This is a genomic window from Blastomonas sp. UPD001, from assembly GCF_003426715.1.
Lineage (GTDB): Bacteria > Pseudomonadota > Alphaproteobacteria > Sphingomonadales > Sphingomonadaceae > Blastomonas.
This window is the reverse complement of record NZ_QKVT01000001.1, coordinates 3,437,607-3,459,176: the sequence shown is the minus strand read 5'-3', so window position 1 is coordinate 3,459,176 and position 21,570 is coordinate 3,437,607. Positions and strand designations below refer to the sequence as shown.

The window sequence follows — 21,570 nt, the reverse complement described above, 5'->3', positions numbered from 1 at the left end:
GATCGGCCCGGGATTACCTGCCCGGGCCTGCAGGCGACAAAAAGGGGCGCGGTCCGCTTTCGGACCGCGCCCCTTCTGGTTTCGCTTGGAGGGGAAGCTCAGTAGCGCTGCTGGCGCTCGTAGAGATCGCGATAATGCTGGATGCGCGTGACGCGCAGCCCCGGCATGCCCGACCGATCGACCGCACGCTGCCACGAGGCAAATTCCTCCAGCGTCAGGTCATAGCGTTCGCACACCTCGTCGATCGTCAGCAGGCCGCCATTGACGGCCGCCACGACCTCCGCCTTGCGACGAACGACCCAGCGCTTGGTGCCCGGGGCCGGCAGGTTGTCCAGCGTCAACGGTTCGCCGAGCGGACCGATGACCTGTGCCGGTTTGATTTTCTGATTCTCGATCATCACGTCCTCAAAAGGCCTGGTTACTGCAACTTTGCGCGTGGCCGGGGTGTAACCAATCGGCTTTTCGATTGACTGAAGCACAATGGTAAACGTCATTTTGACCATGCTGTTCCGATGGGGTGAACCGGTTCAGCGCGTCGGCAAAGTGCGGATTGAAGCTGCCCCGCACCACTCGGTCGGCCCGCACCAGGCCAGACAGCCAGGCGGCCAGCATCTGCACCGGATCGCCTGCGTCGTTAACCATGGGGGAATGGTCGGCGCGCCAGACGACCGGCGTGCACGCCAGCGCACGCAGGATGTCCATATCCAATGCGCGCAGGGTCAACGGCACGCTACTGGCTTGGTGGACTGAGTCATGGGGGAAGTTCATGTCCATGCCCAGGGTCTACCAGCCAATCCGTAAGAGCAGGTAAAAGCAGCCTTCACGGGTGGTTAGCCTTGGTTAAATGTCGCTAAGACAGTGCCGAAAACCGCAGGATTCCGGCGTTCTTCGGCAGGATGACCAAGGCTGGCAAATTTTTGCCGTCCCAGGGTGGCACAAAGCAGATGCGAGAGTTAAATGCACGCCATGCAGTCCACCGCTTTTTCCGGTTTCCAGCTCGACGGAGACATGAAGGCCCGGCGAATCGTCGTGGCGATGTCGGGCGGCGTGGATTCGTCCGTGGTGGCGGGTCTCGCCGCGTCGACCGGCGCGGAGACGATCGGAATCACGCTGCAGCTCTATGATCACGGAGCGGCGGTGAAGCGCGCCGGATCGTGCTGCGCCGGGCAGGACATCCGCGATGCCCGCGCGGTCGCCGATCGGCTGGGCATCGCGCATTATGTGTTCGACCATGAGAGCCGCTTCCGCGAATCCGTGGTCGAGCGTTTCGCCGACGAATATATGGCCGGCCGCACCCCCATTCCCTGCATCCAGTGCAACATGGGGGTGAAGTTCACCGACCTGCTGCAGATGGCGCGCGATCTGGGTGCGGATTGCCTCGCGACCGGCCATTATGTTCGCCGCGTCATCGGCGCCGACGGTCGCAGCGAACTGCACCGCGCGCACGATCCGGCGCGCGACCAGAGCTATTTCCTGTTCGCCACCACCGACGACCAGATGGACTTCCTGCGCTTTCCGCTGGGCGACCTGCCCAAGCCGCAGGTGCGCGCGATGGCGCAGGACATGGGGCTGATCGTCGCGGCCAAGCCCGACAGCCAGGATATCTGCTTCGTCCCCGATGGCGATTATGCTACGGTGGTGCGCAAGGTGCGCCCCGATGCCGATACCGGCGGCGAGATCGTGCATATCGACGGCCGCGTGCTCGGCGAGCACAAGGGGCTGATCCACTACACGATCGGCCAGCGCAAGGGTCTGGAGATCGGCGGACAGCCCGTGCCGCTCTATGTCGTGAAGCTCGACGCCGGAACCCGCCGCGTGATCGTCGGCCCACGCTCGGCGCTGGCGACGCGCGCGGCTGAGATTGTCGACCTCAACTGGATAGGCGGCCAGTATGACGGGCCAATGCAGGCCAAGGTGCGCTCGCTCGCCCGGCCTGCGCCGGTCACGATCGAGGGCAGCGGCGCGCACCGGCGGCTGGTCTTCCTCCAGCCCGAATATGGCGTCGCGCCGGGCCAGGCCGCCGTGCTCTATGCCGGAGACAGGGTGCTCGGCGGCGGCTGGATCGCCTCGACCGAGCCGGTGGAAGCCGCGCTCGCTGCCTGAAGCGTTTTGCGCTAAGCCCCGATGGGGATGAACTTGCGCGCATTTGCACCTTTGCTGGCGATCGGTGTGGTGGTGACCACTGCGCCTGCTTTTGCGCAATCCGGTCCGTTGGCCACTCCACCGCTGCCCGGCGAAAACCGCAGCCCAGCGACGGATCGTGCATCGCCGCTGCTGGATTCCGGCTTACGCCGGAAAGCGGACATGGACGACCCGCTCACCATCACCGGCAGTCTGCGCGTGCGCTACGAGTTGCTCGAAGGGCAGTTCCGCCCCGGCCTGCCCCCGCGCGACGACGCGCTGACGATCCAGACCGCCATCGCCGCCGATTATCGCAGCGGCCCATGGCATCTCGCCGCAGAGCTGATCGATGCGCGCGCCTATCTGGTCGATGCGCCGGGCGCGGCGAGCACCAGCGAGGTCAACGCGCTCGAGCTCAGCCGCGCTTCGATCAGCTATGCCAGCGGCCCGGTCGAACTGACGGCGGGGCGCTTCCACCTCAATCTCGGCTCGCGGCGGCTGACCGGGCGCAACGCGTTTCGCAATTCGATCAACAGCTTTACCGGACTGCGACTGGACTGGCGGGGCAGGTCGGGCGATCATCTGGTCGTCTTCCAGACCCTGCCCCACACCCGGCTGCCCAGTGATCGCGAGGACCTGATCGACAACCGGGTTCGCGTCGATCGCGAGAGCTTCGACCTCGTCTTCTGGGGCGCGCACTATTCGCGGCCCGACCTGTTCCAGGGGATCACGCTCCAGGCCAATGCCTTCGGGCTGAACGAGCGTGACGGCGACAATGGCGCGACGCGCAATCGCCATCTGTTCACCTGGGGTGCGCGGCTGCACCGTGCGCCCGCGCAGGGCCGATGGGACCTCGATCTGGAAGGCGCGGTGCAGACGGGAACCGTGCGCGCGTCGACGGCTGCCAATGCGCGACGCCAGGATGTCCGCGCGTATTTCGCGCATGCCGAACTTGGCTACAGCCCCGCATGGCCAGGCAAGCCCCGCATCTCGGCGCTGTTCGATCTTGCCAGCGGCGACGACCCCCGGTCACCCGAGCGGTTCGGCCGGTTCGATACGCTGTTCGGCCCTCGCCGCTTCGAGCTTGGACCCAGCGGCATTTTCGGGCCTCTCGCGCGCACCAATCTGCTCTCTGCGGGGCTGCGGCTGGATGTGGCCCCTGCCCCGCGCTGGGATGTGATGACCTTGTGGCGTCCGGCCTGGGTGCACAATCGCCGCGACCGGTTCGGCAACACCGGCCCCGCCGATCCGCAAGGCAGATCGGGGCGCTTTGCGGGGCACATGTTGGAGGTGCGGCTCGGCCATTGGCTGGTCGACAGGACGCTGCGGCTCGAGGCTGGCGGAGCCGTGCTGACCACGGGGCGACTGCTGGAAGCGGCCCCCAATGCCAACGGCTTCGGCGATACGCGCTATGCCTATGGCCAGATGGTATTCAACTTCTGAGGCTGCTCAGAAAATCCGGTCGAGCGCCTTGTCGAGCATCCACAATTGCCACAGCAGCCGGGCATTGTCGCTGCGCCCGGATATGTGCGCCTCTGCGATCTCGGTCAGTTTCACGGTGTTGAACCAGCCGCTGCGCGCGAGCGCCGATCCGCTGGCGATGCGCCGGGCCTGATCGGCAAGGGGCCCGCGAAACCATTGCGCGATCGGGCTGACGAAGCCCATTTTCGGACGGTAGAGAATGTCGTCGGGCAAGGTGCCGCGCATCGCGCGCTTCATCAGCCATTTGCCCTGGCCGCCGCGCACGCGCATCGCCTCGGGCAGCGACGCGCTGAACTCGATCAACCGGTAATCGAGCAGCGGCTCGCGCGCCTCGAGGCTCACCGCCATGCTGGTGCGATCGACCTTGGTGAGGATGTCGCCGGGGAGCCACAGCTTCATGTCGGCATATTGTGCGGCATCGAGCCCCGAGCGCGCCGGGGCCGCTTCCATCAGCGCGATCATGGCATCCTCGCCGCGATACCCGCCGAGCGCGGCGCGCTGGCTGTCCGAATAGAGCGCCTGTCGCGCGGCATGGTTGGTGACGCCGACGGCGTCGGCATAGCCTTCCGCGCCGGTGCGCGCGAGCGACAGCAAGGTCGATTTCGCGCGCAACGGGCGCGGCGCCCAGTCCGCCTTGGGATAGAGCGCGCCGAGCGCTCCGAAGACCGGGCCGCGCAAGGCTTGCGGCAACAGGCTGCGCACCCGCTCCTCGCCGTGATGGAAGACATGGCGGCGATAGCCCGCCAGCGCCTCGTCCGCGCCATCACCCGACAGCGCGACGGTCACGCTTTCACGCGCGAGCTGGCAGACGCGGAAGGTCGGCAGCATCGAGGCATCGGCAAAGGGCTCGTCGAACTGCGCGGCGACAGCATCGATGATCGCGATATCATCGGGCGAGACGGTGCGGCTGCGATGGTCGGTGGCGAAGCGCTCGGCGATGCGGCGCGCGTAATCGCTCTCGTCCAGTGCCGCGACGTCGAAGCCGATGCTGCAGGTCTTGACCGCCTGGGTCGAGCGTTCGGCCATCAGCGCGACCACGGTCGAACTGTCCACCCCGCCCGAGAGGAACGCGCCCAGGGGCACGTCCGCGACCATCCGCGAGGCGACCGCTTCGCGCATATGGTGGAGCAGCTCCGCCTGCAGATCGCCGACCGATCCCTTCGCCCGGCGCGAGAAATCGACATCCCAATAGCGCACCGGCTCGGGCAGCGGCTTGCCGCGCTCGAGCATCATGTAATGCCCCGCGGGGAGCTTCTTCACGCCTGATACGAAGCAGCGATGGTCGGGCACATAGCCGAACGCCAGATAGTCATCGACCGCGCGGATTTCGGGCGCGCGGCGCAGCGCCGGGTGCGCAAGCAGGCCCTTGAGTTCCGAGGCGAAGATGACGCTGCCATCGGGCAGGCTCGCATAATGCAGCGGCTTCACGCCCAGCCGATCGCGCGCCATGAACAGCCGCTGCTGACGATGGTCGAAGATCGCGAAGGCGAACATGCCGTTGAGCCGTTCGAGACAGTGCACACCCCATTGCCGCCAGGCCGCCAGGATCACCTCTGTATCGCCCGAGGTGCGGAAGACATGGCCGAGCCCCTCGAGCTCGGCGCGGACCTCCTGGAAATTGTAGATCTCGCCGTTGAAGGTCAGCACATCGGCCTCGTCGGCGCTCGCCATCGGCTGCGCGCTGCCTTCAAGGTCGATGATTGACAGCCGCAAATGCCCGAGGCCGACGCCCGGTGCGGTCCAGCAGCCATGGCCGTCGGGACCGCGGTGCAGCATCGCATCGGTCATCATCCGGATGCGCGCCGGATCGACCGGCTTGGCGGTCTCGAGATGGAAGATGCCCGCAATGCCGCACATGACCGCTCAGCGCCCCGCCAGGATGGTGTCGGACAGCGTCTGCGCCCCGCCCGCATCGCGCAGCAGCGCATCGATCGCCGGGCGCGCCGAGCCATCGCCGCGGCGCTCGGCCGAGACGATCAGGATCATCGCAGGCTGGCTCTGGCGCAGCAGCCGCGCCTTGAGCGATTCCACCCGGATGGCAAGATTGCTGCCAGTGACGAGATCGCCGACGCGGTAGAAGGTCGCGACATCGCGCACTACCCGGCCCGGCCCGGTGACGATATCGGCCTTGCCGTCGGCGACGGTCGGACCCTGTTCGACCCAGGACCATGCGCCGTCGGGATCGAGCGCGCCCTGGCCATAGCCGGTGATCTCTCTGCCCTCGGACTGGCCGTCGAACAGCGCGGCATAGACGTCGACGCGCCGACCATCGCGGACATAGCTGGCGATCCAGCGCCGGTCGCTGCCCTGGGCGCGCGGCATCCAGGCCGTGCCGGGTGCATAGGCCGCACGCTCCCAGCCCGCGATCTGCGGCAGGCTGTCGCGCGCGGGCAGCGGCGCGGGATCGGGCAGCCCCATCAGCGACCAGCCCATCGGAAGGGCGAGCAGCAATGCCGCGCCCGCGATCACCAGACGATCCTGGGGCGGCAGCGTGCGCGAGGCGACCGCGAGCCGGTCGGCCAGCGCCGGTTCGATGAACGGATCGGTCACCTGCCGGTCGAAAAAGTGCCAGCCGATCGCCATCACCAGGATCAGCACGATCGCGAAGAAGATCCAGCCATAGAAGACATGGTCGAACCCCGCGGCGAAATCGAGCCCGTACAGGTCGGCGATATAGATCGTCCCGAACGCGCGGACGCCGTTGGCGAGGATCGGGATGACGATCGACAGCGCGACGATGCCGATCCGGCGAGGCCAGCTGCTGAAGCACACATTCGCGACGAGCACGCCATAGGAGACCATCGCGATCAGGAACTTGACCCCCGAACAGGCCTCTGCGACGCGGAACAGGGCCGTCGGCGTCGAGATGAACACGCCCTCGATATGCGCGGGGATACCCGACCAGCCGAGCAGCAGCATCGAGATGTCCGCCGTGATCGTCTGCAGCGGCGGGACCAGCTCCTCGCCCACGGGCACGAGGAAGAACGCGTAGCCGAGCGGGAAGACCAGCGCGCGGCCGACATGCGGCCCGAGCAGCGCCAGCGTGCTGCCCTGCAGGAACATGACCAGCGCCAGATGCCGCGCCAGCGCGACGCCTGCCGCCTCGCCCAGCACCCAGCCGGCGCTTGCCGCCGCCATCACGACGAGCCCCGGCCACCACAAGCCGGGGGTGATGCGCCTGAGTTCCTGCGAGCGCTGCATCACCAGCCATCCGAGGATGAATGGAATGAGCAGGATATGGTTGAAGGTGGAACTGTCCCACCAGATCGTCACCATGTCCGCCGCGTCGCGCGCGAACACGATCAGGATCGCGGCCCAGGCGATGGCAAGCCGGATCAGCGCCGAGCGCCAGGCGGGGCTGAGCGGTTGCGGCTGGGCTGTGTCGGGAATGTCTGCAGCGAGGCTCGCCATCAGGCCGCGCTCGGCACCAGGGCGGCGGGCTGATCGAGCCAGGCCAGCAGCGGGGCGAGCTGCGCATTCCATTGATAATGCGCCAGCATGTGCGCGCGCGCGGCCGCTCCCATCGCGGCGCCGCGATCCGGATCGGCAGCCAGCGTACATACCGCGTCGACCATCGCGTCGTCGCTGGGGGCGACGAGGAAATGCTCGCCGGTCACCGCCTCGATCCCTTCGGCTGCGGCAGCCGATGCGATGACCGGGCGCGCCATCGCCATCGCTTCGAGCACCTTGTTCTGGATTCCGCGCGCGATGCGCAAGGGTGCCACGACCATGTTGGCCGACGCGATCCATGGCCGGATATCGTCGACCGCGCCGACGACATCGACCCCGTGGCGCGCGGCGAGCGCGCGCACCGCGGGCGCTGGATTGCGTCCGATGATGTGGAACCAGGCGTTCGGGAAACGCTCTTGCACGCGGGGCAGCACCGCTTCGGCGAAATGGGTCACCGCGTCGACATTGGGCGCATAGTCCATCTGTCCGGTGAAGACCATGTGCGGGCCCGGCACGCCGGGATAGGCCGCCGCTTCGACGCGACCGGGATCGTAGAACACGGTATCGATGCCGTTGACCACTGCATCCACCCGCACCTGCGGATCGCCCAGCCCCAGCCGGAACTCGGCGACTTCGTGCGGGCTGCAGAACAGGCTGAGATGCGCGCGGCGCGCCATCAGCTGCTCGAACGCGCCGAGCAGCCGCGCCTCGCGCGCATGGACCAGTTTCATCGGACCGAGCGCTGTCTGGGCATAGGCAGCGAACTTGGCCGAATCCATGTCGACGAAATCGATCACCACCCGCCCGGCAAAGCTCGACGGAATGAACTGCGCCATCTGCCCGGAAAAGACGAAGATCGTGTCGATCGGCCGCGTGGCGATCAGACGGCTGACATAATGGCGGATCTCGTCGCTCTCGAACGCCACCAGCGATACCGGCTTGCCATAGGGCAGCGCGTTGAGCCCCGCGCGCAGGTTGGAGATCGTGCGCCGCACCAGGACATGGCTGGTCGCTGTCCAGGCAAGCTCGGCCTCGGCGGCCATATCGGCATCGGTCTCGCCAAAGGTCGCGACATGCACCGGGCCGCGCGCCGCGAGCGCCTTGAGCATGGCATGCGAACGGATCTTGTCCCCGCGATCGGGCGGGAACGGGATGCGATGCGCCAGGAAGAGAAGCTCGCCCATCAGCCCAGCCCGTTGGCGATCCAGGGGCCGAGCCGGTTGGCGATGCCGATCGGCAGCCGCTGCCACAGCGCGATCTGCAGCCGGTATTTCGGGCTCAGCGGATTGACGTCGCGCGGCGGCAGGCCATCGGCATTGCGCACCGCATAGCTGAGCGGCGCGGGCGCGAAGCCCCAGTTCTTCTTGAACGCGAACGCGCCGCTATCGACCTTCGACCGGCCGAAATCGAACCGCGTGCAGCCGCGCGCGCGCGCATGGTTCATCAGTGCATAATACATGACATCATTGGCGCGAAGCCCCCGCGCCGCCCAGACGCCGCCGCCCCAATAGGGCATCACGGTGCCGCGATGATAGAGGCTGAGCACGCTGGCCACTGGCACGTCGTCCTTGAGCACCGTCAGGATATCGGCATCGTCGCCGAACGCATCAAGCACCGCATCGAACAGCGCGCGCGGGAAGACTGGAGTCCCGAGATTGCGCACGCTTTCCGCATAGACGGCATAATGCTGCTGCCGGTCGAGCGCGGAGGTACCGGTCCGCACGGTCATGCCATTGGCGAGCCCCTTGCGCACCTCGGCGCGCTGCTTGCGCGGAATCCATTCGAGCTGCTTCTGATCGGCATCGGGGCCCTCGGTGACCAGATCGGCGACGAACCCTGCATGCGCGTCCGACTTGATCGTCCAGCGCGGGTCCTGCGGCAGCACGCCGCCGCGCAGTTCGAGCGTCGGTGCGCTATGGCGCTCAGCGGCAGATAGCCGGTCAGCGCGCCGGCAGCGTCTTCGGCCACCAATGCGAGCAGTGCGTGCCCGGTGGCCTTTGCGACAGCCTCGCCCCAGGCCAGGCGGTGAAATGCCGTGGCAGCGGGGTGCGCCTCGATCCAGGCGTTCAGGCGCGCGCGTTCGCTCGGTTCACCCAGCAGAGCGAGACGCACCGCTGGCGCGGTCATCCGGGGCGGCGCGAAATGCAGCATCACAGTTTCCCCGCCGCCAGCGGCAGCGCGATCTCGTCGATCCGGCACCAGCTGAAATCGCGCGTCAGCTGTTCGAGCTTGCCCGCCATGGCATCCAGCCCGGTATAATGCCGCACCCGCGAGCGCAGTGGCGCGCCCTCGACCCGCGGCTGATCGGGATCGACCTCCCAGGGATGGAAATAGAAGATCGCGGGCTGGCCGTCGGTGCTGTTGACCCGGTTCAGCGCCCAGCGCGACAGCGCATAAGGCAGGATGCGGAAGAAGCCGCCGCCCCCCGCGCCGAAGCGGCGCGCGCCCAGTTGCACCGTGGTCACCGGAAGCTCGATCAGATCCGATCCTTCGACCGGGTGAAAGGCGAAGCGCGGCGCGGCGCGCCAGCCATAATGGTCGTGCGCGATCGGCGCGACGCTCGACGAATAGGCATAGCCGCGTTCGGCGAGGATCGGGTGCGCCCAGGGGGTGCGCTGGTCGATCGAGAAGCTGGGCGCGCGATAGCCCCTGATCGCGACGCCGCCCGCATCCTCGAGCGCCTTGCGCGCCTTGTCGATATCCTCGGCAAACTGGTCGGGCGTCATCGTGAACACGCGCGTGTGATCCCAGCCATGGCTGGCAATCTCGTGCCCCTCGGAAATGATGCGGCGGATCAGCGCGGGATGGCGATGCGCCACCCAACCGAGCGTGAAAAAGGTCGCCTTGACCCCGCAGCGCGCGAACAGGTCGAGCACCGCGCCGGTGTTCAGTTCCACCCGGCTGGCAATGCCGTCCCAGGCACCCGGATCGATGGTCTTCTCGAACGCGCCGACCTGGAAATATTCCTCGACATCGACCGACAGGCCGTTGACGATGCGCCTATCGGCAGTGCGATGCTGGCCCAGCGATGCTTCGCGCACGGTCATTCACTCCCGGCCCCATGGGGCAAATCCATTCGATCAGGCGGCCTGGCCCCTGGGCCACATGCCAGCGGAATCGTCCTCGACCCAGCCGACCAGCAGCGCCAGCACGCGGTGCAGCGTCTTTTGCTGCTCGGCCTGCAGCTTTTCCAGCGCCTCGATCCGCTTGACCAGCGGTTCGACATCGGCGGCAGGCGCGGGGCGCGATTCCAGCGCATCGACCCGGTCGAGCGCGGCCTGGAGTTCCTGCACCAAGAGCGCACGCGCGTCCTGCTGCTCGGTGGCGAAGGCGCGCACCTCGCGGACGAAATGGTTGAAATCGCTGCGGCTGACCTCGGGGATCGCGGCAGCCGCGACCGGGGCCGCGACTTCGGGCGCGGGCGCGACCGGTGCAGCCTGCTCGGCATGGCGCGCGGCGCTCGCCAGCATCGCCTCGTTCTGCCAGTCCTCGTCGCTCATCTGGTCCATCGCGAGGTCAGCGAGCACCGCATCGATCAGCGCGGCATCGACCGTATCGCGATCGTCCACCGCCGCCATCAGCAGCACGCGGTTGATGAGCATGTTGACCTTGCGCGGAATCCCGCCGGTCTCGGCGAACAGGCGCGCCCAGACATCGTCGGCAAAAGCGGGTCGACCGGTCCAGCCGACCAGCGTCATCCGGTGCTCGACATAGGGCTGAAGCTCGTGCTGCTCCATCGCGCCCAGATGATGCGTCGCGATGATCCGCTGGCGCAGTTGTTCGAGGCCCGGCGAACCGTGCACCATCGCGCGGAATTCGGGCTGGCCGAGCAGGAAGATCTGCAGCAGCGGATGGCTGCCGAGCTGGAAGTTCGACAGCATGCGAAGCTCTTCGAGCGCGGGCATCGGCAGGTTCTGCGATTCATCGACCACCAGCAGGCAGCGGCGACCCGCACGCGCCTCGGTGTGGAGGAAATGCTCGATCGCCGCCAGCGTGCCGGTCTTGTCGAGCCCCGCCGTGGCGACGCCGAAGCTGCTCGCCACCATATGCAGCAGGTCATCGCCCTTGAGCTGGGTGGTGACGATCTGCGCCGCGGTCAGCCGGGCCTTGTCCACCGTTTCCATGAGATGCGCGACCAGCGTCGATTTGCCCGCACCGATCTCGCCAGTGATGATGATGAAGCCCTCGCCCTGCGCCAGGCCATAGCCCAGATACGACATCGCCTTGCGGTGCGTCGCGCTCTCGAAATAGAAGCGCGGATCGGGAGTCAGCTGAAAGGGCCGTCCGGTCAGGCCGTAATGGGTCTCAAACATGGGCTTTCCCCCTGATCTTCAAGTCAATATTACTGGAACGAGTACCGCAGCGCCAGTAGCGCCGATGCCACCAGGCTGCTTTCGAAACCCTGGGGATCGAAATAGTCGAGCCCCAGCGCGAGCGTACCGTTGAACCGGTTGGTGAAGTTGCGGCCATAAGCGACATTGGTGCCGATGCCGAGCACGTCGCTGCCGCCACCGTTCAGCACCTGACCCGGGCCGTTTTCCAGATAGTTGGCGTAGACGGTTCCGGTGATGCTCGACCGCGCGTCGAGTTGCTTGGCGCCGACATAGCTGGCGAACCAGATCTCGTCGATCGTCTGGTCGAAACCGGCCAGCGCGCCGTTATCCGCCGCGAAGAACTTGCGGCGGCTATAGCCTGCACCGAAGCCGTGCTGCCAGCTGCCGCTGGTCAGGCTGATCTGCCCGGTGACGCCGCGCGTGCGGAAGGCCGACGAGGCGACCGACTGCAGCGCGTCATTGAGGCAGTTGCCGCCCCCGCCGACACCGAAGAAGCACGAGTTGAGGTCGCCGCTCAGCGGGTTGCGCGTCGCATCGAACTGGGTCGGCAGGCCCGACAGATTGTCGTTGAGCCGCGATCCGAACCCGGCGACCAGATCGTACACTGTCAGGTTCGCCGCCATGCGCTGGTTGGGCGTGTAGCTGAAGGTGCCATAATAGGTCATGCTGTCATAGCGCTTGCCCACCCGCGCCTCGAGCGACGTGCGGCGGCTGGGCCGCCAGAGCACGCCGACATCCCAGATCAGGCCGTCCTGGTCGTAGGAGAGCAGCCGCGGCGAGGCCTTGTCGGTGACGAGCCGACCGTCGCGCCCGACCACCGGCGCGCCGGTGGCATCGCGCACCGCGTCGCGTTCCGAAATCTCGATATCCTCATAGCCCACGCCGCCGACCAGCGCGAGCGTCGCGCTCACCGGAACGGTGACATCGGCGCGCACGATCTTGTCGTCGAAGCGCTGGTCGAGCTGGCTCGCATCCTCGCGATACCAGCCGCCGCTGACCGACCAGCCGATCGGCAGGAAGCCGCCGGGCTGCTGACCGATGGCAAGGCTCGCGGCATGGTTGACGCTGTCGTCGAACAGGTCGAGCGGACGCTGGCCGACGGGAAGCGCGACGGTATCGGCCTCCACCTTGGTATAGCCGATGCGGTAGAGCGCGTTGACATCCACGGTGCCGACCTGCGTCGCCAGCGTGGGTCCGGCATAGACCGAATAGATCTGCGTGACATTGTCCGACCCGCCGATCAGGTTGCTGGGGGCCGCGCCGCGATTGTCGACGCGCGAACGCACGCCGAGTGCGCCCGCCTCGAGCGAGAGCGTGTTGGGGATGATCTGCACGTTGCCGCGCGCGACACCGCTGATCGCGTCCTCGTCGCCGAAATCGTCGTTCCACGAGAAGCGCCGCTCATAGCGGACGCTGACCTGCGCTTCGGCACGCGAGGTGGCGAACGCCGCATCGACGCCGACCGCCGCGAGGCTGTAGGTCAGCAGGTCGCCGCCATTCTTCAGGTCGGCGCTCAGCACCTGGCCGACCTCGAGATAGGGGATGACGACCGAACGGCGACCATTGGCGAGGCCGCCGCTGCGTCCGCCCTGCCCCTGGCTCTGGCCCTGACCGATGCCGGGATCGGCCCCGCCGCCCTGCTGCGCGTGCGCCGCCTGCGGCATTGCCGCCAGCGCCACGGCCAGCACCGCCAGCGGCGCGCTCCGTTTCAATCCCATGAAATCCGACCATTTCGTCATGGTCATTCTCCATATCCGTAATAGGATCCAAAGCTGCGGCCCGAGGGGGAGAACTTGACCCCGTTGAGCAGCAGCTGAATCTGGTTGCATCCGGCAATCAGGCTGAGCGCATCGCGCAAGGCGCGTTCGCTGGTGACATCGGCGCGCACCACCATCAGCGCATGGCCGACATGCTGCGCAATCGTCGCTGCAGGCGATGCCGCGAGCAGCGGCGGCGAATCGAAGATCACGATCCGGCCGGGCCGTCCGGCGGTCAGGCTGGCCAGTACCTCCTGGGTGCGGGCCGAGGCGAGATATTCGCTGTCGGTATTGGTCTGGCGTCCGGCCGGCAGCACCGAGAGACCGGGAATATCGGTCGGGATGATCAGGTCCTGCACCTCCACCGAAGGATCGGCGAGTGCATCCATCAGCCCGCTCTGCCCGGCGATGCCGAGCGAGGAGAGGATGCTCGGCTTGGCGAAATCGGCATCGACCAGCAGGACGTCATGGTCCTTCTCGGTCGCGATCGAGAGTGCAAGGTTGATCGCGCTGTACGTCTTGCCGTCGCCCGGATTGGCCGAACAGATCAGGATGCGCTGCGCCGCGACGCCAAGCCCCGCGTTGATTTCAGCCTGGACGCTGGCAAGCAGCCGGCGCTTCACGATGCGAAATTCTTCCGAGATGCTGGTCACCGGGCCATCGGGCACGATGAACGCGGCTTCGCGCAGCAGGTCGCGATCGACCTGGGCCACCGGCAGCACCGGCGCGCGCGGCGCAACGGGCGCATCAGCAGCCGGCGGAGCGACGGGAGCGGCGACAGCCGGCGGCGCGACGGGAGCGGCGACTACCGGCGCAGGCGCAGGACTGACGGGCGGAACCACCGGAGCCGGTGCAGGCGCGGCAACTGGCGCAGCGGGCGGCGGCGCAACCGGCGCATCGGGCAGCTTCGGCGTTTCCGGGCTCAACGCCTTGCGGAAATCGTACAGCTGCGACGCGCGCTCGATCAGCGAGCGCGGGGCCTCGTTCTTGTCGGGCGACTTGATGGGATCGTGCATGGTCATGTCTCTTTCGCCCCTCACACCACCGAACCGCGCTGGATGAACTCGATGATCAGCAGCACCAGGAAGACCCCGACCAGCGCCCCGCCCGATCCGATGTACATGCGCAGCTTGCGCTTGCGCTCGGCGCGCTGGGCCTGGGTGAGCATCTGCGAGATCGATCCGATCACCGGCAGGCCCGAGGCCGCCTCGAGCTTGGCCGAGGTGGGATAGCTGGCGCTCAGCTGGCCGAGCGCGAACGCCCCGCCGATACCGCCGGCAATGCCTGCGAACAGCACCGCCGCGAGCAGCAGCGGCCGCTTGGGCGCGATCGGCGTGCGCGGGCTCGACGGCGGGGTGATCAGGTCGAAACGGACCGCATCGGTCTGCGTCTCCACCTGCCCGCGCAGCCGCACCTGCTCGCGATCGGCGAGCAGTTTGTCATACTGCGCCTTCAAAACCTCGTAATCGCGGGCAATGCGCGCCTGTTCGGCGGCGACGCCCGGCTCCTGGATCTGCTTGGCGACCATCGCGTTCATCTCGCCCTGCAGCGCGGCCTTGCGCGACTGCAGCGCGGTGACCGCCGCCTGGCGCTCGGCCTTCATGCTGACCAGCGAGCTGTATGCCGGGTTGGGCACCGAATAGGCGGTGCTCGCCCCTGCCCCGGCAGCCTTGAGCGCGGCGATCTGGTTCTTGGCCGCCTGGACATCGGGATGCTGGTCGGTGAGGCCGCGGGCCTTCATGCCGGCGAGCTCGCCCTGCGCCTGGGCGAGCGGGTTGATCCCGCCACCACCCGCGGCACCCGCGATGCTCTGCGGCGTCCCGGCGATCTGGCCGTTGATCGCGGCGAGCGCGCTCTGCGCGGCGATCAGCTGCGAATCGATCTGGTTGATCTCGACCCGGCCCTGTTCGAGCCGCTGGCTCACCGAACCGATGCCAGGCAGCATGCCGAGATTCTCGGTCTCGAACTTCACCCGCTTCTGCTCGGCGATCTCGAGTTCCTTCTGCCGCTTGGCGAGCTGCTCATCGAGAAAGCGCAGCGTGTCGCTGGTCTCGCCGCGTCCGCCTGCGAGATTTTCCTCGACGAACAGGTCGATCAGCTTCTGCACGACGGCACGCGACAGGTTCGCCGCCTCGCCATCGGAGCGGCCCGACGCGGTCATGGTCGCCGAAATCTCGAACAGGTTGCTCTGTTCGGACTTGATCTTGATCGCGGTGCGCAGGCCGTTGACCGCGCCCTCGATCTCGCGCGGGGTCACCAGACCCTTGCCGAGATCGGTGCCGCGCACGACCTTTTCCAGATTGGTGGCCGAGGTCAGCGTCTGCTGGACGGTATCGATCTGCTTCTGCTGGTCGGCGGGGTTGACGCCGGTATTGTCGGCGAGGATCGACTTGGTCTGGACGAACAGCTTGGCCTGCGATTCATAGGTATTGGGGATCATCGCGACCCCCAGCCAGCCGAGCAGGCAGATCACCCAGGCGATTCCCATCGCCAGCCAGCGGCGTTGCCACACGCTGTGCACCGCAATCCGGAATTCTTCGTACAGGCCATTCATCGGTCAGGCTTTTCTTTCGCTGTTGCGGTGCGGGCGTCGGGCTGGGGCCTTTAGAACATGCTTTCGGGGATGATGATCACATCGCCGGGCTGCAGCAGCACGTTCGCGCGGCTGTCGCCCTTTTTGATCAGATCACCCAGCTTGATCGGATATTCCTGCTGGCGGCCCGACACCTTGTCGAAGCGCACCAGCTTGGCGCGGTTGCCCGCGGCGAATTCGGACAGTCCGCCGACCGCGATCATCGCGTCGAGCAGCGTCATGTTGGCGCGGTACGGGATCGATGCGGGCTTTTCGGTCGCGCCGACGATGCGCACCTGCTGCGAGAAGGTGCCGGCAAAGCTGTTGACGATGACCGAGACGATCGGCTCCTGAATATACTGCGACAGCTGCAGCTTGATGTCCTCGGCGAGCATGGTCGGGGTCTTGCCGACCGCGGGCATGTCGGTGATCAGCGGCGTGGTGATGCGGCCATCGGGACGCACCTGCACCTTCGCGCCGAGCTCCGGATTGCGCCAGACGAACACGGTCAGCTCGTCGAGCGGCCCGATGATATATTCCTCGCCGGGCCCGTCGGAGAGCGAGACGAACGATGCCGGAGGAAGCTGCGGCCCGCTCGACGTCGTGGCACAGGCCGCGAGCAGAGCCGTGGTCGCCAGGGCCGCGATGGCCATTTTCAACAGACGGAGCAGTTCCATTTCAACACCTTTTTCGTCGCCCCGCGAATCCCCGAGGCACAGCGGTTTGCCGGGCCGGGTTCACGCAGATTGGCAGCAGCTATGGCGAAAAAGGGTGAACATAGCGTTAGTGTTTGATGGCGAAGATGATTTTACGATGATGGGGCGGGTGGGGCGCTGGTCAGGACGGCGTTGGCGCACTCACCCCCTCGCCAATCCGGTCCCCTGCGAAGGCAGGGGCCCATCTCCAGCCGGTCAGGCCAGTCCCCCACCAGTGGCCAAGTGCCTACAACGCCCGCTCAGCCTGAGCCTGTCGAGTGCCCCGCGAAGCCGTTCGCCCTCCCCGTCATTCCCGCGAACGCGGGAATCCCGCTTGTTTCCTGCTCTTTGTAAAGAAAGCGGGATCCCCGCCTGCGCGGGGGTGACGGGCGCTTCATCTGGACCGTCAGCGCGGGGCCTTCGACAGTCTCAGGCTGAGCGGACGGGGGTGTCAGCTTTGGAACTATCCGAAAAAAACCTGCCATTCTGCAAACGACCCCATTGCGGACCTTGGTGGTTCAATGAATGATGCAGCTTCCGCAGCGTTGGAGCATGGTGAATGGATTTCCTAGATAAGTATCGGTCTTACCTAGAGCGAGCTTATGACCGACATGGCTATGGCGCGATCAGTGTTGTGGGCCGTTGGTGGTTTCTCTGCATAATACCTATTTTCCTGGTGGATGCGGACTCGGTACTCGGATTGCCAGTTTTCTGGGTGTTCCCAAGCATCATGATGGCAGGTATTGCCTATTCGGGCTGGCATTTATTGGGTATTTCTATTCGACGCTCCAATGCGGCAGCGCAAAAGCAAGAGGATGAAGAATGGGAGCGCTTCAATCGCTGAAGGGGCTCTTTAACGCTTGCCAGCACTGATCTCACAGCAGATGAGGTGCTCAAAAGTAACGGCGGTTGGGAAAAAACGCTCTATCCGCTTCCCACCCAGTTTCAGTCATCCACCAATGCTGGCGAGTTGCCCGAAACCAGACTTCACCAACAGCCCCTCACCTCCGCAATCGCGCCAGAAACCGAGCCCATCCCCGCGACCAATTGTTGAACACCTTTGCCTCATCCGACGCGAAGGCCGCCGCCTTGATATGCTCCGAGCGGTTGGGATAGGGCACGATCAGGCTGGCGACGCCGAAGGTCGAGGATTTGCCCGCGATCATCATCGCGATCGGCAGGATCAGGTCGCCCGCGCCGCGCCCGACCACGGTGCCGCCGACGACCTTGCTGCCCTTCTTGACCAGCTTGACGAAGCCGGTGATCTCGCGCTCGGTGACCGCGCGGTCGTTATGGTCGAAATCCTCGCGCCACACGGTCACCTTGTCGCCGAACCGGCGGCGCGCTTCCTCCTCGGTCAGGCCGACCTGCGCGAGCTCGGGATCGGTATAGGTGACCCAGGGGAGCGCGGCATAATTGGCCTTGGTTGGCACGCCCAGGCTGATCTCGAGCGCGACATTGCCGCCCTCGTATCCACTGGCATGGGTGAAGCGCGGGCCTTCACGGCAATCACCGATCGCATAGATGTGTTTTGCGCTGGTCCGCCGCCGGGCATCGACCTGAATGCCCTTCTTGTCATAGGCCACGCCCGCGACCTCGAGCCCCAGCCCGTCGAAATTCACCTCGCGCCCGGTGGCGATCAGCAGGTGCGATCCCTCCAGCGTGCGCCCGTCCTCGAGCGTGATCACCAGGCCGTCGGCGGTCTTCTCGACCGCTTCGGCCTCGGCGTCATGGATGATCTCGACGCCCTCGCTTTCGAGCCGCTCGATGACGATCTTCGCGGCATCGGCATCGTCCTTGGGAAACGGTCGGCCCTTGGTCGCCACCACGACTTGCGCCCCCAGCCGCCGGAAGCTCTGCGCCAGTTCCATGCCGATCGGCCCGCCGCCCAGCACGATCAGCCGCTCCGGCAGTTCGGTCAGATCCCAGACATTGTGGTTGGTGAGATAGGGCACCGCATCGAGCCCCCTGATCGGCGGGACGAAGGCGCGGCTGCCCACCGCGATGACGATGCGCGGCGCGGAGTAGGTCCTGCCATCGACCACGACGCTCTTCGGTCCGGTGAAGCTGGCGTCGCCGCGCACCACCTCGACGCCCATCCCCTCGAAGCGTTCGACGCTGTCATGCGGCTCGATCGTCCTGATCGCCTGGTGCACCGCATCATGCACCGCGCGGAAATCGACCACAGGTTCCACAGAGGCCATGCCGAACTCGCTCGCGGTGCGCAGGTCGTGCGCGCGGTGCGCGGCGGAGATCAGCGCCTTGCTCGGCACGCAGCCGGTGTTGAGGCAATCGCCGCCCATCGGTCCGCGCTCGATCAGCAGCGGCTTGAGGCCGAACATCCCGCAGCCGCCCGAGCACACCAGCCCCGCCGATCCCGCCCCGATCACGATCACGTCATGCGTATATGCCATGGACTGCCCTTCGCCTTGAAAATGCCGCTGGTTACCGCAGCGCCGCAAGGCTAGTGTTTGTGCGTCATGGCGAGGGGAATCCAGCATGAATCTTGAGAATTCGCGCGAATATTATGGCAAGATCCTGTCGGAATCGGCGGACCTGCGCACCGATGCCTGCACCACGGCAGAGCGCCCTCCCCTGGCGGTCATCAAGGCACTGGCCAATGTCCATCCGGACGTGAAGGCGCGCTATTATGGCTGCGGCCTGATCGCGCCCTCGGCGATTCAAGGCGCGCGCATCCTCGATCTCGGCTCGGGCTCGGGCCAGGACGCCTATATTCTCGCGCAGTTGGTCGGCGAGCATGGCGAGGTCGTCGGCGTCGATGCGACGCCCGAACAGCTCGCCGTCGCCAACGCGCATCTGGAGTGGCACCGCGAGACCTTCGGCTACGCGCAGTCGAACGTGCGCTTTGTCGAAGGCGATATCGAGAAGCTCGATGAGCTGGACCTCGAACCCGGCAGCTTCGACATCATCGTGTCGAACTGCGTGATCAATCTGGTCGCGGACAAGGCCAAGGTGTTTGCCGATGCGCACCGGCTCTTGAAGCCCGGCGGCGAGATGTATTTCTCCGACGTCTATTCGAGCCGGCGGGTGCCGCAGCATCTGCTCAGCGATCCGGTGCTGCACGGCGAGTGCCTGTCGGGCGCGCTCTACTGGGGCGATTTTCTCAAGCTGTCCAGGGCCGCCGGGTTCACCGACCCGCGCCTGGTCAAGGACCGCCCGCTCGGCATAGGCGACGCGCGCATTGCCGAGATGCTCGACGGCATCGATTTCTTTTCCGCCACCTATCGCCTGTTCAAGCTCGACGATCTCGAGCCCGAATGCGAGGATTACGGCCAGGCGGTGGTGTATCTCGGCACCGTCGAGGGCGAGGAGCGCATGTTCACGCTCGACAAGCATCATCTGATCGAGCGCGGCCGCATCTTCCCGATCTGCGGCAACAGCTGGAAGATGCTGGCCGACACCCGCTTTGCCCCGCATTTCCAGTTCATCGGCGATTTCTCGACGCACTATGGCGTGTTCGCGGGATGCGGCGGTGGCCTGCCCTTCGCGCAGGCGGCGGGCGATGGCGGGGTGGTGGCTGCCGGGTGCTGCTGACGCTCAGTCGCGCTTTCATGCCCACCCCCGCTCAGCCTGAGCTTGTCGAAGGCCCCGCGAGAGTTTTCCGCATTTCACTCCGTCATTCCCGCGAACGCGGGAATCCCGCATCTTCGCGCGCGCGTTGCAGAAGCGGGACCCCCGCCTGCGCGGGGGTGACGGGTGAAGTGACAGCAAGGGCAGCGCGGGGCCTTCGACAGGCTCAGGCTGAGCGGAAATGGTTAGCGGCTGCGAAAAGGGAGCGCGCATGCACGTCTTCCTGACCGGGGCCACGGGACTTGTCGGCGGCGCGCTGGCGGGGGCGATGCTCGATGCCGGGCACCGCGTCACCGCCTTGGTGCGCGGCGAAGGGCGCGACGTGCTGGACATGGACAGCCGCGACCGGATCGGCGAGATGACCGCGCTGCAGGGCGATGTCGCACAGCCGGGCTTCGGAATGGCCGAGCCGCCCGCAGATATCGACCTGCTGATTCACTGCGCCGCGACGGTCGATTTCGCCGCCAGCGATGCGGTGCACGAAGCGATCAATGTCGGCGGCACCGCGCAGGCCATTGCGCTCGCGCAGGCCTGGGGCTGCCCACTGCTGCACGTTTCCACCGCCTATGTCTGCGGCCGCGCCGACGGCGTGATCGGCGAGGAACCAGCCGATCCGCAGGCGAGCTTCACCAACGGTTACGAAGCGAGCAAGGCGCGCGCCGAAGCGCTGGTCGAGGCGGCGCGCCGTGATGGACTAGTCGCCGGCATCGCCCGCCCTGCGATCATCGTCGGGCGGCTGAGCGATGGCGCAATCGCGCGGATCGACGGCTTTCATCACCTGTTCCGGCTGTTCGGATCGCTGCTGCTGGGCGATGTCCCCGCCGCATCGCAAGCCGCGTTCGCGATCGTGCCGATCTGCCATGTTACCGCCGGGCTGATGGCGATGGCCCAGGATATCGCCGCGTTCGACGGCGCACGGGTGCATCTGGCGGGTTCTGCCCCATTCGCGATGGCGGACATGCTGCGCATCGTCGCCGCGTATCCCGGCACCGTTCCGGCGCGGATGATCGCGCCTCAGGCCTATGATCCGGCCGCACTCGACCGGCGCACCGCGATGGTGCACCGGCGCATCGGCCCGCAATTCTTCGACTATTTCCTGCGCAGCCCCTGCTTTGCGGGCGACAGCCTCGAGCGGATCGCGGGGATTGGCGCGCCGGCAATCGATGACGCCGCCTTCCGCCGCATGATCGATCATTGCATAAAGGTCGGGTTTCTGGACTGGCGGTAGCCGTCACGCCCCTTGCGCCTTTCCTTCGTTTTCAACATGATGCGCCCATATTCAATCAAGGGGCCGCATCCATGAAACATATCCTTCTCGCCACGCTCGCACTCGCCCTGCCCTCGGCCGCACTCGCGGGCGAGGCCGAGGATGCCGCCGCCGCGCAGGCGCTCAAGGCGATCGATGCGCGCTATGACGACACGGCCAAGGTCGCGCGGCAGATCTGGGAATGGGCCGAGGTCGGCTACAAGGAAGAACGGTCGAGCGCGCTGCTGCAGGAGCGGTTGAAGACCGCGGGTTTCAAGATCACGCCCGGCGTGGCGGGCATCCCCACCGCGTTCGGCGCCGA

Annotated in this window: 17 protein-coding genes and 2 pseudogenes; 6 read left to right on the top strand and 13 right to left on the bottom strand. The window is 66.4% G+C overall.

Translation table 11 applies throughout. The features are described 5' to 3' along the window. Positions 1–98: 98 nt before the first annotated feature. Complete coding sequence (sciP, locus tag DM995_RS17535) at positions 99–398, bottom strand: CtrA inhibitor SciP (RefSeq protein WP_017670538.1); 300 nt, start codon at positions 396–398, stop codon at positions 99–101. Positions 399–405: 7 nt separating this feature from the next. After that, a complete protein-coding gene (locus DM995_RS17530) occupies positions 406–774 on the bottom strand; it encodes a hypothetical protein (protein WP_116970237.1) in 369 nt (122 codons plus the stop codon). A 192-nt stretch (positions 775–966) separates the two neighbouring features. On the opposite strand from DM995_RS17530, the gene mnmA reads away from it, so the two are divergent. Both mnmA and DM995_RS17520 read left to right on the top strand, forming a co-directional pair. Then, entirely contained in the window at positions 967–2,103 is a 1,137-nt protein-coding gene (gene mnmA, locus DM995_RS17525; RefSeq protein ID WP_116970236.1) for a tRNA 2-thiouridine(34) synthase MnmA, read from the top strand. A 201-nt stretch (positions 2,104–2,304) separates the two neighbouring features. Continuing rightward, positions 2,305–3,564: an alginate export family protein gene (locus DM995_RS17520; protein WP_157973262.1), complete on the top strand. Its 1,260-nt coding sequence runs from the start codon at positions 2,305–2,307 to the stop codon at positions 3,562–3,564. A gap of 6 nt (positions 3,565–3,570) precedes the next feature. On the opposite strand, the gene DM995_RS17515 is transcribed toward DM995_RS17520, so the two are convergent. The 10 genes and pseudogenes from DM995_RS17515 to DM995_RS17470 all read right to left on the bottom strand — a co-directional run bounded on the left by DM995_RS17515 (position 3,571) and on the right by DM995_RS17470 (position 16,369). Further along, the gene (locus tag DM995_RS17515; protein ID WP_116970234.1) at positions 3,571–5,460 is read right to left on the bottom strand and encodes an XrtA/PEP-CTERM system amidotransferase; all 1,890 of its coding nucleotides are present in this window, start codon (positions 5,458–5,460) and stop codon (positions 3,571–3,573) included. 6 nt (positions 5,461–5,466) lie between these two features. Continuing rightward, positions 5,467–7,014 carry an exosortase A gene (xrtA, locus tag DM995_RS17510; protein WP_198669412.1) on the bottom strand — a complete coding sequence of 516 codons (1,548 nt, stop codon included), beginning with the start codon at positions 7,012–7,014 and terminating at the stop codon, positions 5,467–5,469. Beyond that, a complete protein-coding gene (locus DM995_RS17505) occupies positions 7,014–8,237 on the bottom strand; it encodes a TIGR03087 family PEP-CTERM/XrtA system glycosyltransferase (RefSeq protein ID WP_116970232.1) in 1,224 nt (407 codons plus the stop codon). Before DM995_RS17505 ends, xrtA begins: the two co-directional genes overlap by 1 nt. Continuing rightward, positions 8,237–9,204, bottom strand: a pseudogene (locus DM995_RS17500) (GNAT family N-acetyltransferase). The gene DM995_RS17505 and the pseudogene DM995_RS17500 overlap by 1 nt, the downstream one beginning before the upstream one ends. Continuing rightward, positions 9,204–10,100, bottom strand: a complete 897-nt coding sequence (locus DM995_RS17495) for an XrtA system polysaccharide deacetylase (RefSeq protein ID WP_116970231.1) — start codon at positions 10,098–10,100, stop codon at positions 9,204–9,206. The pseudogene DM995_RS17500 and the gene DM995_RS17495 overlap by 1 nt, the downstream one beginning before the upstream one ends. A gap of 33 nt (positions 10,101–10,133) precedes the next feature. Next, positions 10,134–11,366, bottom strand: coding sequence for an XrtA/PEP-CTERM system-associated ATPase (locus DM995_RS17490; protein WP_023836588.1), 1,233 nt, complete (start codon positions 11,364–11,366; stop codon positions 10,134–10,136). Positions 11,367–11,395: 29 nt separating this feature from the next. Continuing rightward, a complete protein-coding gene (locus DM995_RS17485; RefSeq protein WP_232824466.1) occupies positions 11,396–13,132 on the bottom strand; it encodes a hypothetical protein in 1,737 nt (578 codons plus the stop codon). Beyond that, entirely contained in the window at positions 13,129–14,166 is a 1,038-nt protein-coding gene (locus tag DM995_RS17480; RefSeq protein WP_116970230.1) for an AAA family ATPase, read from the bottom strand. The genes DM995_RS17485 and DM995_RS17480 overlap by 4 nt, the downstream gene beginning before the upstream one ends. A 14-nt stretch (positions 14,167–14,180) precedes the next feature. Next, the gene (locus DM995_RS17475; protein WP_116970229.1) at positions 14,181–15,698 is read right to left on the bottom strand and encodes an XrtA system polysaccharide chain length determinant; all 1,518 of its coding nucleotides are present in this window, start codon (positions 15,696–15,698) and stop codon (positions 14,181–14,183) included. Positions 15,699–15,748: 50 nt separating this feature from the next. Then, positions 15,749–16,369, bottom strand: a complete 621-nt coding sequence (locus DM995_RS17470) for an XrtA/PEP-CTERM system exopolysaccharide export protein (RefSeq protein WP_031317642.1) — start codon at positions 16,367–16,369, stop codon at positions 15,749–15,751. A 601-nt stretch (positions 16,370–16,970) separates the two neighbouring features. On the opposite strand from DM995_RS17470, the gene DM995_RS21380 reads away from it, so the two are divergent. After that, complete coding sequence (locus DM995_RS21380) at positions 16,971–17,255, top strand: hypothetical protein (RefSeq protein WP_157973261.1); 285 nt, start codon at positions 16,971–16,973, stop codon at positions 17,253–17,255. 157 nt (positions 17,256–17,412) lie between these two features. On the opposite strand, the gene DM995_RS17465 is transcribed toward DM995_RS21380, so the two are convergent. Next, positions 17,413–18,825, bottom strand: a complete 1,413-nt coding sequence (locus tag DM995_RS17465) for a dihydrolipoyl dehydrogenase family protein (protein WP_116970228.1) — start codon at positions 18,823–18,825, stop codon at positions 17,413–17,415. Between the two features lie 85 nt (positions 18,826–18,910). Between DM995_RS17465 and DM995_RS17460 the strand changes: the two genes are divergently transcribed. The 3 genes and pseudogenes from DM995_RS17460 to DM995_RS21985 form a co-directional block, all read left to right on the top strand. Beyond that, on the top strand, positions 18,911–19,966 hold the full coding sequence (locus DM995_RS17460) for a methyltransferase domain-containing protein (protein ID WP_116970227.1): 1,056 nt from the start codon (positions 18,911–18,913) through the stop codon (positions 19,964–19,966). 247 nt (positions 19,967–20,213) lie between these two features. Continuing rightward, on the top strand, positions 20,214–21,230 hold the full coding sequence (locus DM995_RS17455; RefSeq protein WP_157973260.1) for an SDR family oxidoreductase: 1,017 nt from the start codon (positions 20,214–20,216) through the stop codon (positions 21,228–21,230). A 71-nt stretch (positions 21,231–21,301) separates the two neighbouring features. Beyond that, a pseudogene (locus DM995_RS21985) lies at positions 21,302–21,570 on the top strand (amidohydrolase); the annotation flags it as partial.

Bases quoted from the DNA above. Each gene is read 5' to 3' on its own strand.
- sciP (WP_017670538.1), bottom strand. From the start codon at position 398: ATGATCGAGAATCAGAAAATCAAACCGGCACAGGTCATCGGTCCGCTC.
- DM995_RS17530 (WP_116970237.1), bottom strand. From the start codon at position 774: ATGGACATGAACTTCCCCCATGACTCAGTCCACCAAGCCAGTAGCGTG.
- mnmA (WP_116970236.1), top strand. From the start codon at position 967: ATGCAGTCCACCGCTTTTTCCGGTTTCCAGCTCGACGGAGACATGAAG.
- DM995_RS17520 (WP_157973262.1), top strand. From the start codon at position 2,305: ATGGACGACCCGCTCACCATCACCGGCAGTCTGCGCGTGCGCTACGAG.
- DM995_RS17515 (WP_116970234.1), bottom strand. From the start codon at position 5,460: ATGTGCGGCATTGCGGGCATCTTCCATCTCGAGACCGCCAAGCCGGTC.
- xrtA (WP_198669412.1), bottom strand. From the start codon at position 7,014: ATGGCGAGCCTCGCTGCAGACATTCCCGACACAGCCCAGCCGCAACCG.
- DM995_RS17505 (WP_116970232.1), bottom strand. From the start codon at position 8,237: ATGGGCGAGCTTCTCTTCCTGGCGCATCGCATCCCGTTCCCGCCCGAT.
- DM995_RS17495 (WP_116970231.1), bottom strand. From the start codon at position 10,100: ATGACCGTGCGCGAAGCATCGCTGGGCCAGCATCGCACTGCCGATAGG.
- DM995_RS17490 (WP_023836588.1), bottom strand. From the start codon at position 11,366: ATGTTTGAGACCCATTACGGCCTGACCGGACGGCCCTTTCAGCTGACT.
- DM995_RS17485 (WP_232824466.1), bottom strand. From the start codon at position 13,132: ATGACCATGACGAAATGGTCGGATTTCATGGGATTGAAACGGAGCGCG.
- DM995_RS17480 (WP_116970230.1), bottom strand. From the start codon at position 14,166: ATGACCATGCACGATCCCATCAAGTCGCCCGACAAGAACGAGGCCCCG.
- DM995_RS17475 (WP_116970229.1), bottom strand. From the start codon at position 15,698: ATGAATGGCCTGTACGAAGAATTCCGGATTGCGGTGCACAGCGTGTGG.
- DM995_RS17470 (WP_031317642.1), bottom strand. From the start codon at position 16,369: ATGGCCATCGCGGCCCTGGCGACCACGGCTCTGCTCGCGGCCTGTGCC.
- DM995_RS21380 (WP_157973261.1), top strand. From the start codon at position 16,971: ATGGATTTCCTAGATAAGTATCGGTCTTACCTAGAGCGAGCTTATGAC.
- DM995_RS17465 (WP_116970228.1), bottom strand. From the start codon at position 18,825: ATGGCATATACGCATGACGTGATCGTGATCGGGGCGGGATCGGCGGGG.
- DM995_RS17460 (WP_116970227.1), top strand. From the start codon at position 18,911: ATGAATCTTGAGAATTCGCGCGAATATTATGGCAAGATCCTGTCGGAA.
- DM995_RS17455 (WP_157973260.1), top strand. From the start codon at position 20,214: ATGCACGTCTTCCTGACCGGGGCCACGGGACTTGTCGGCGGCGCGCTG.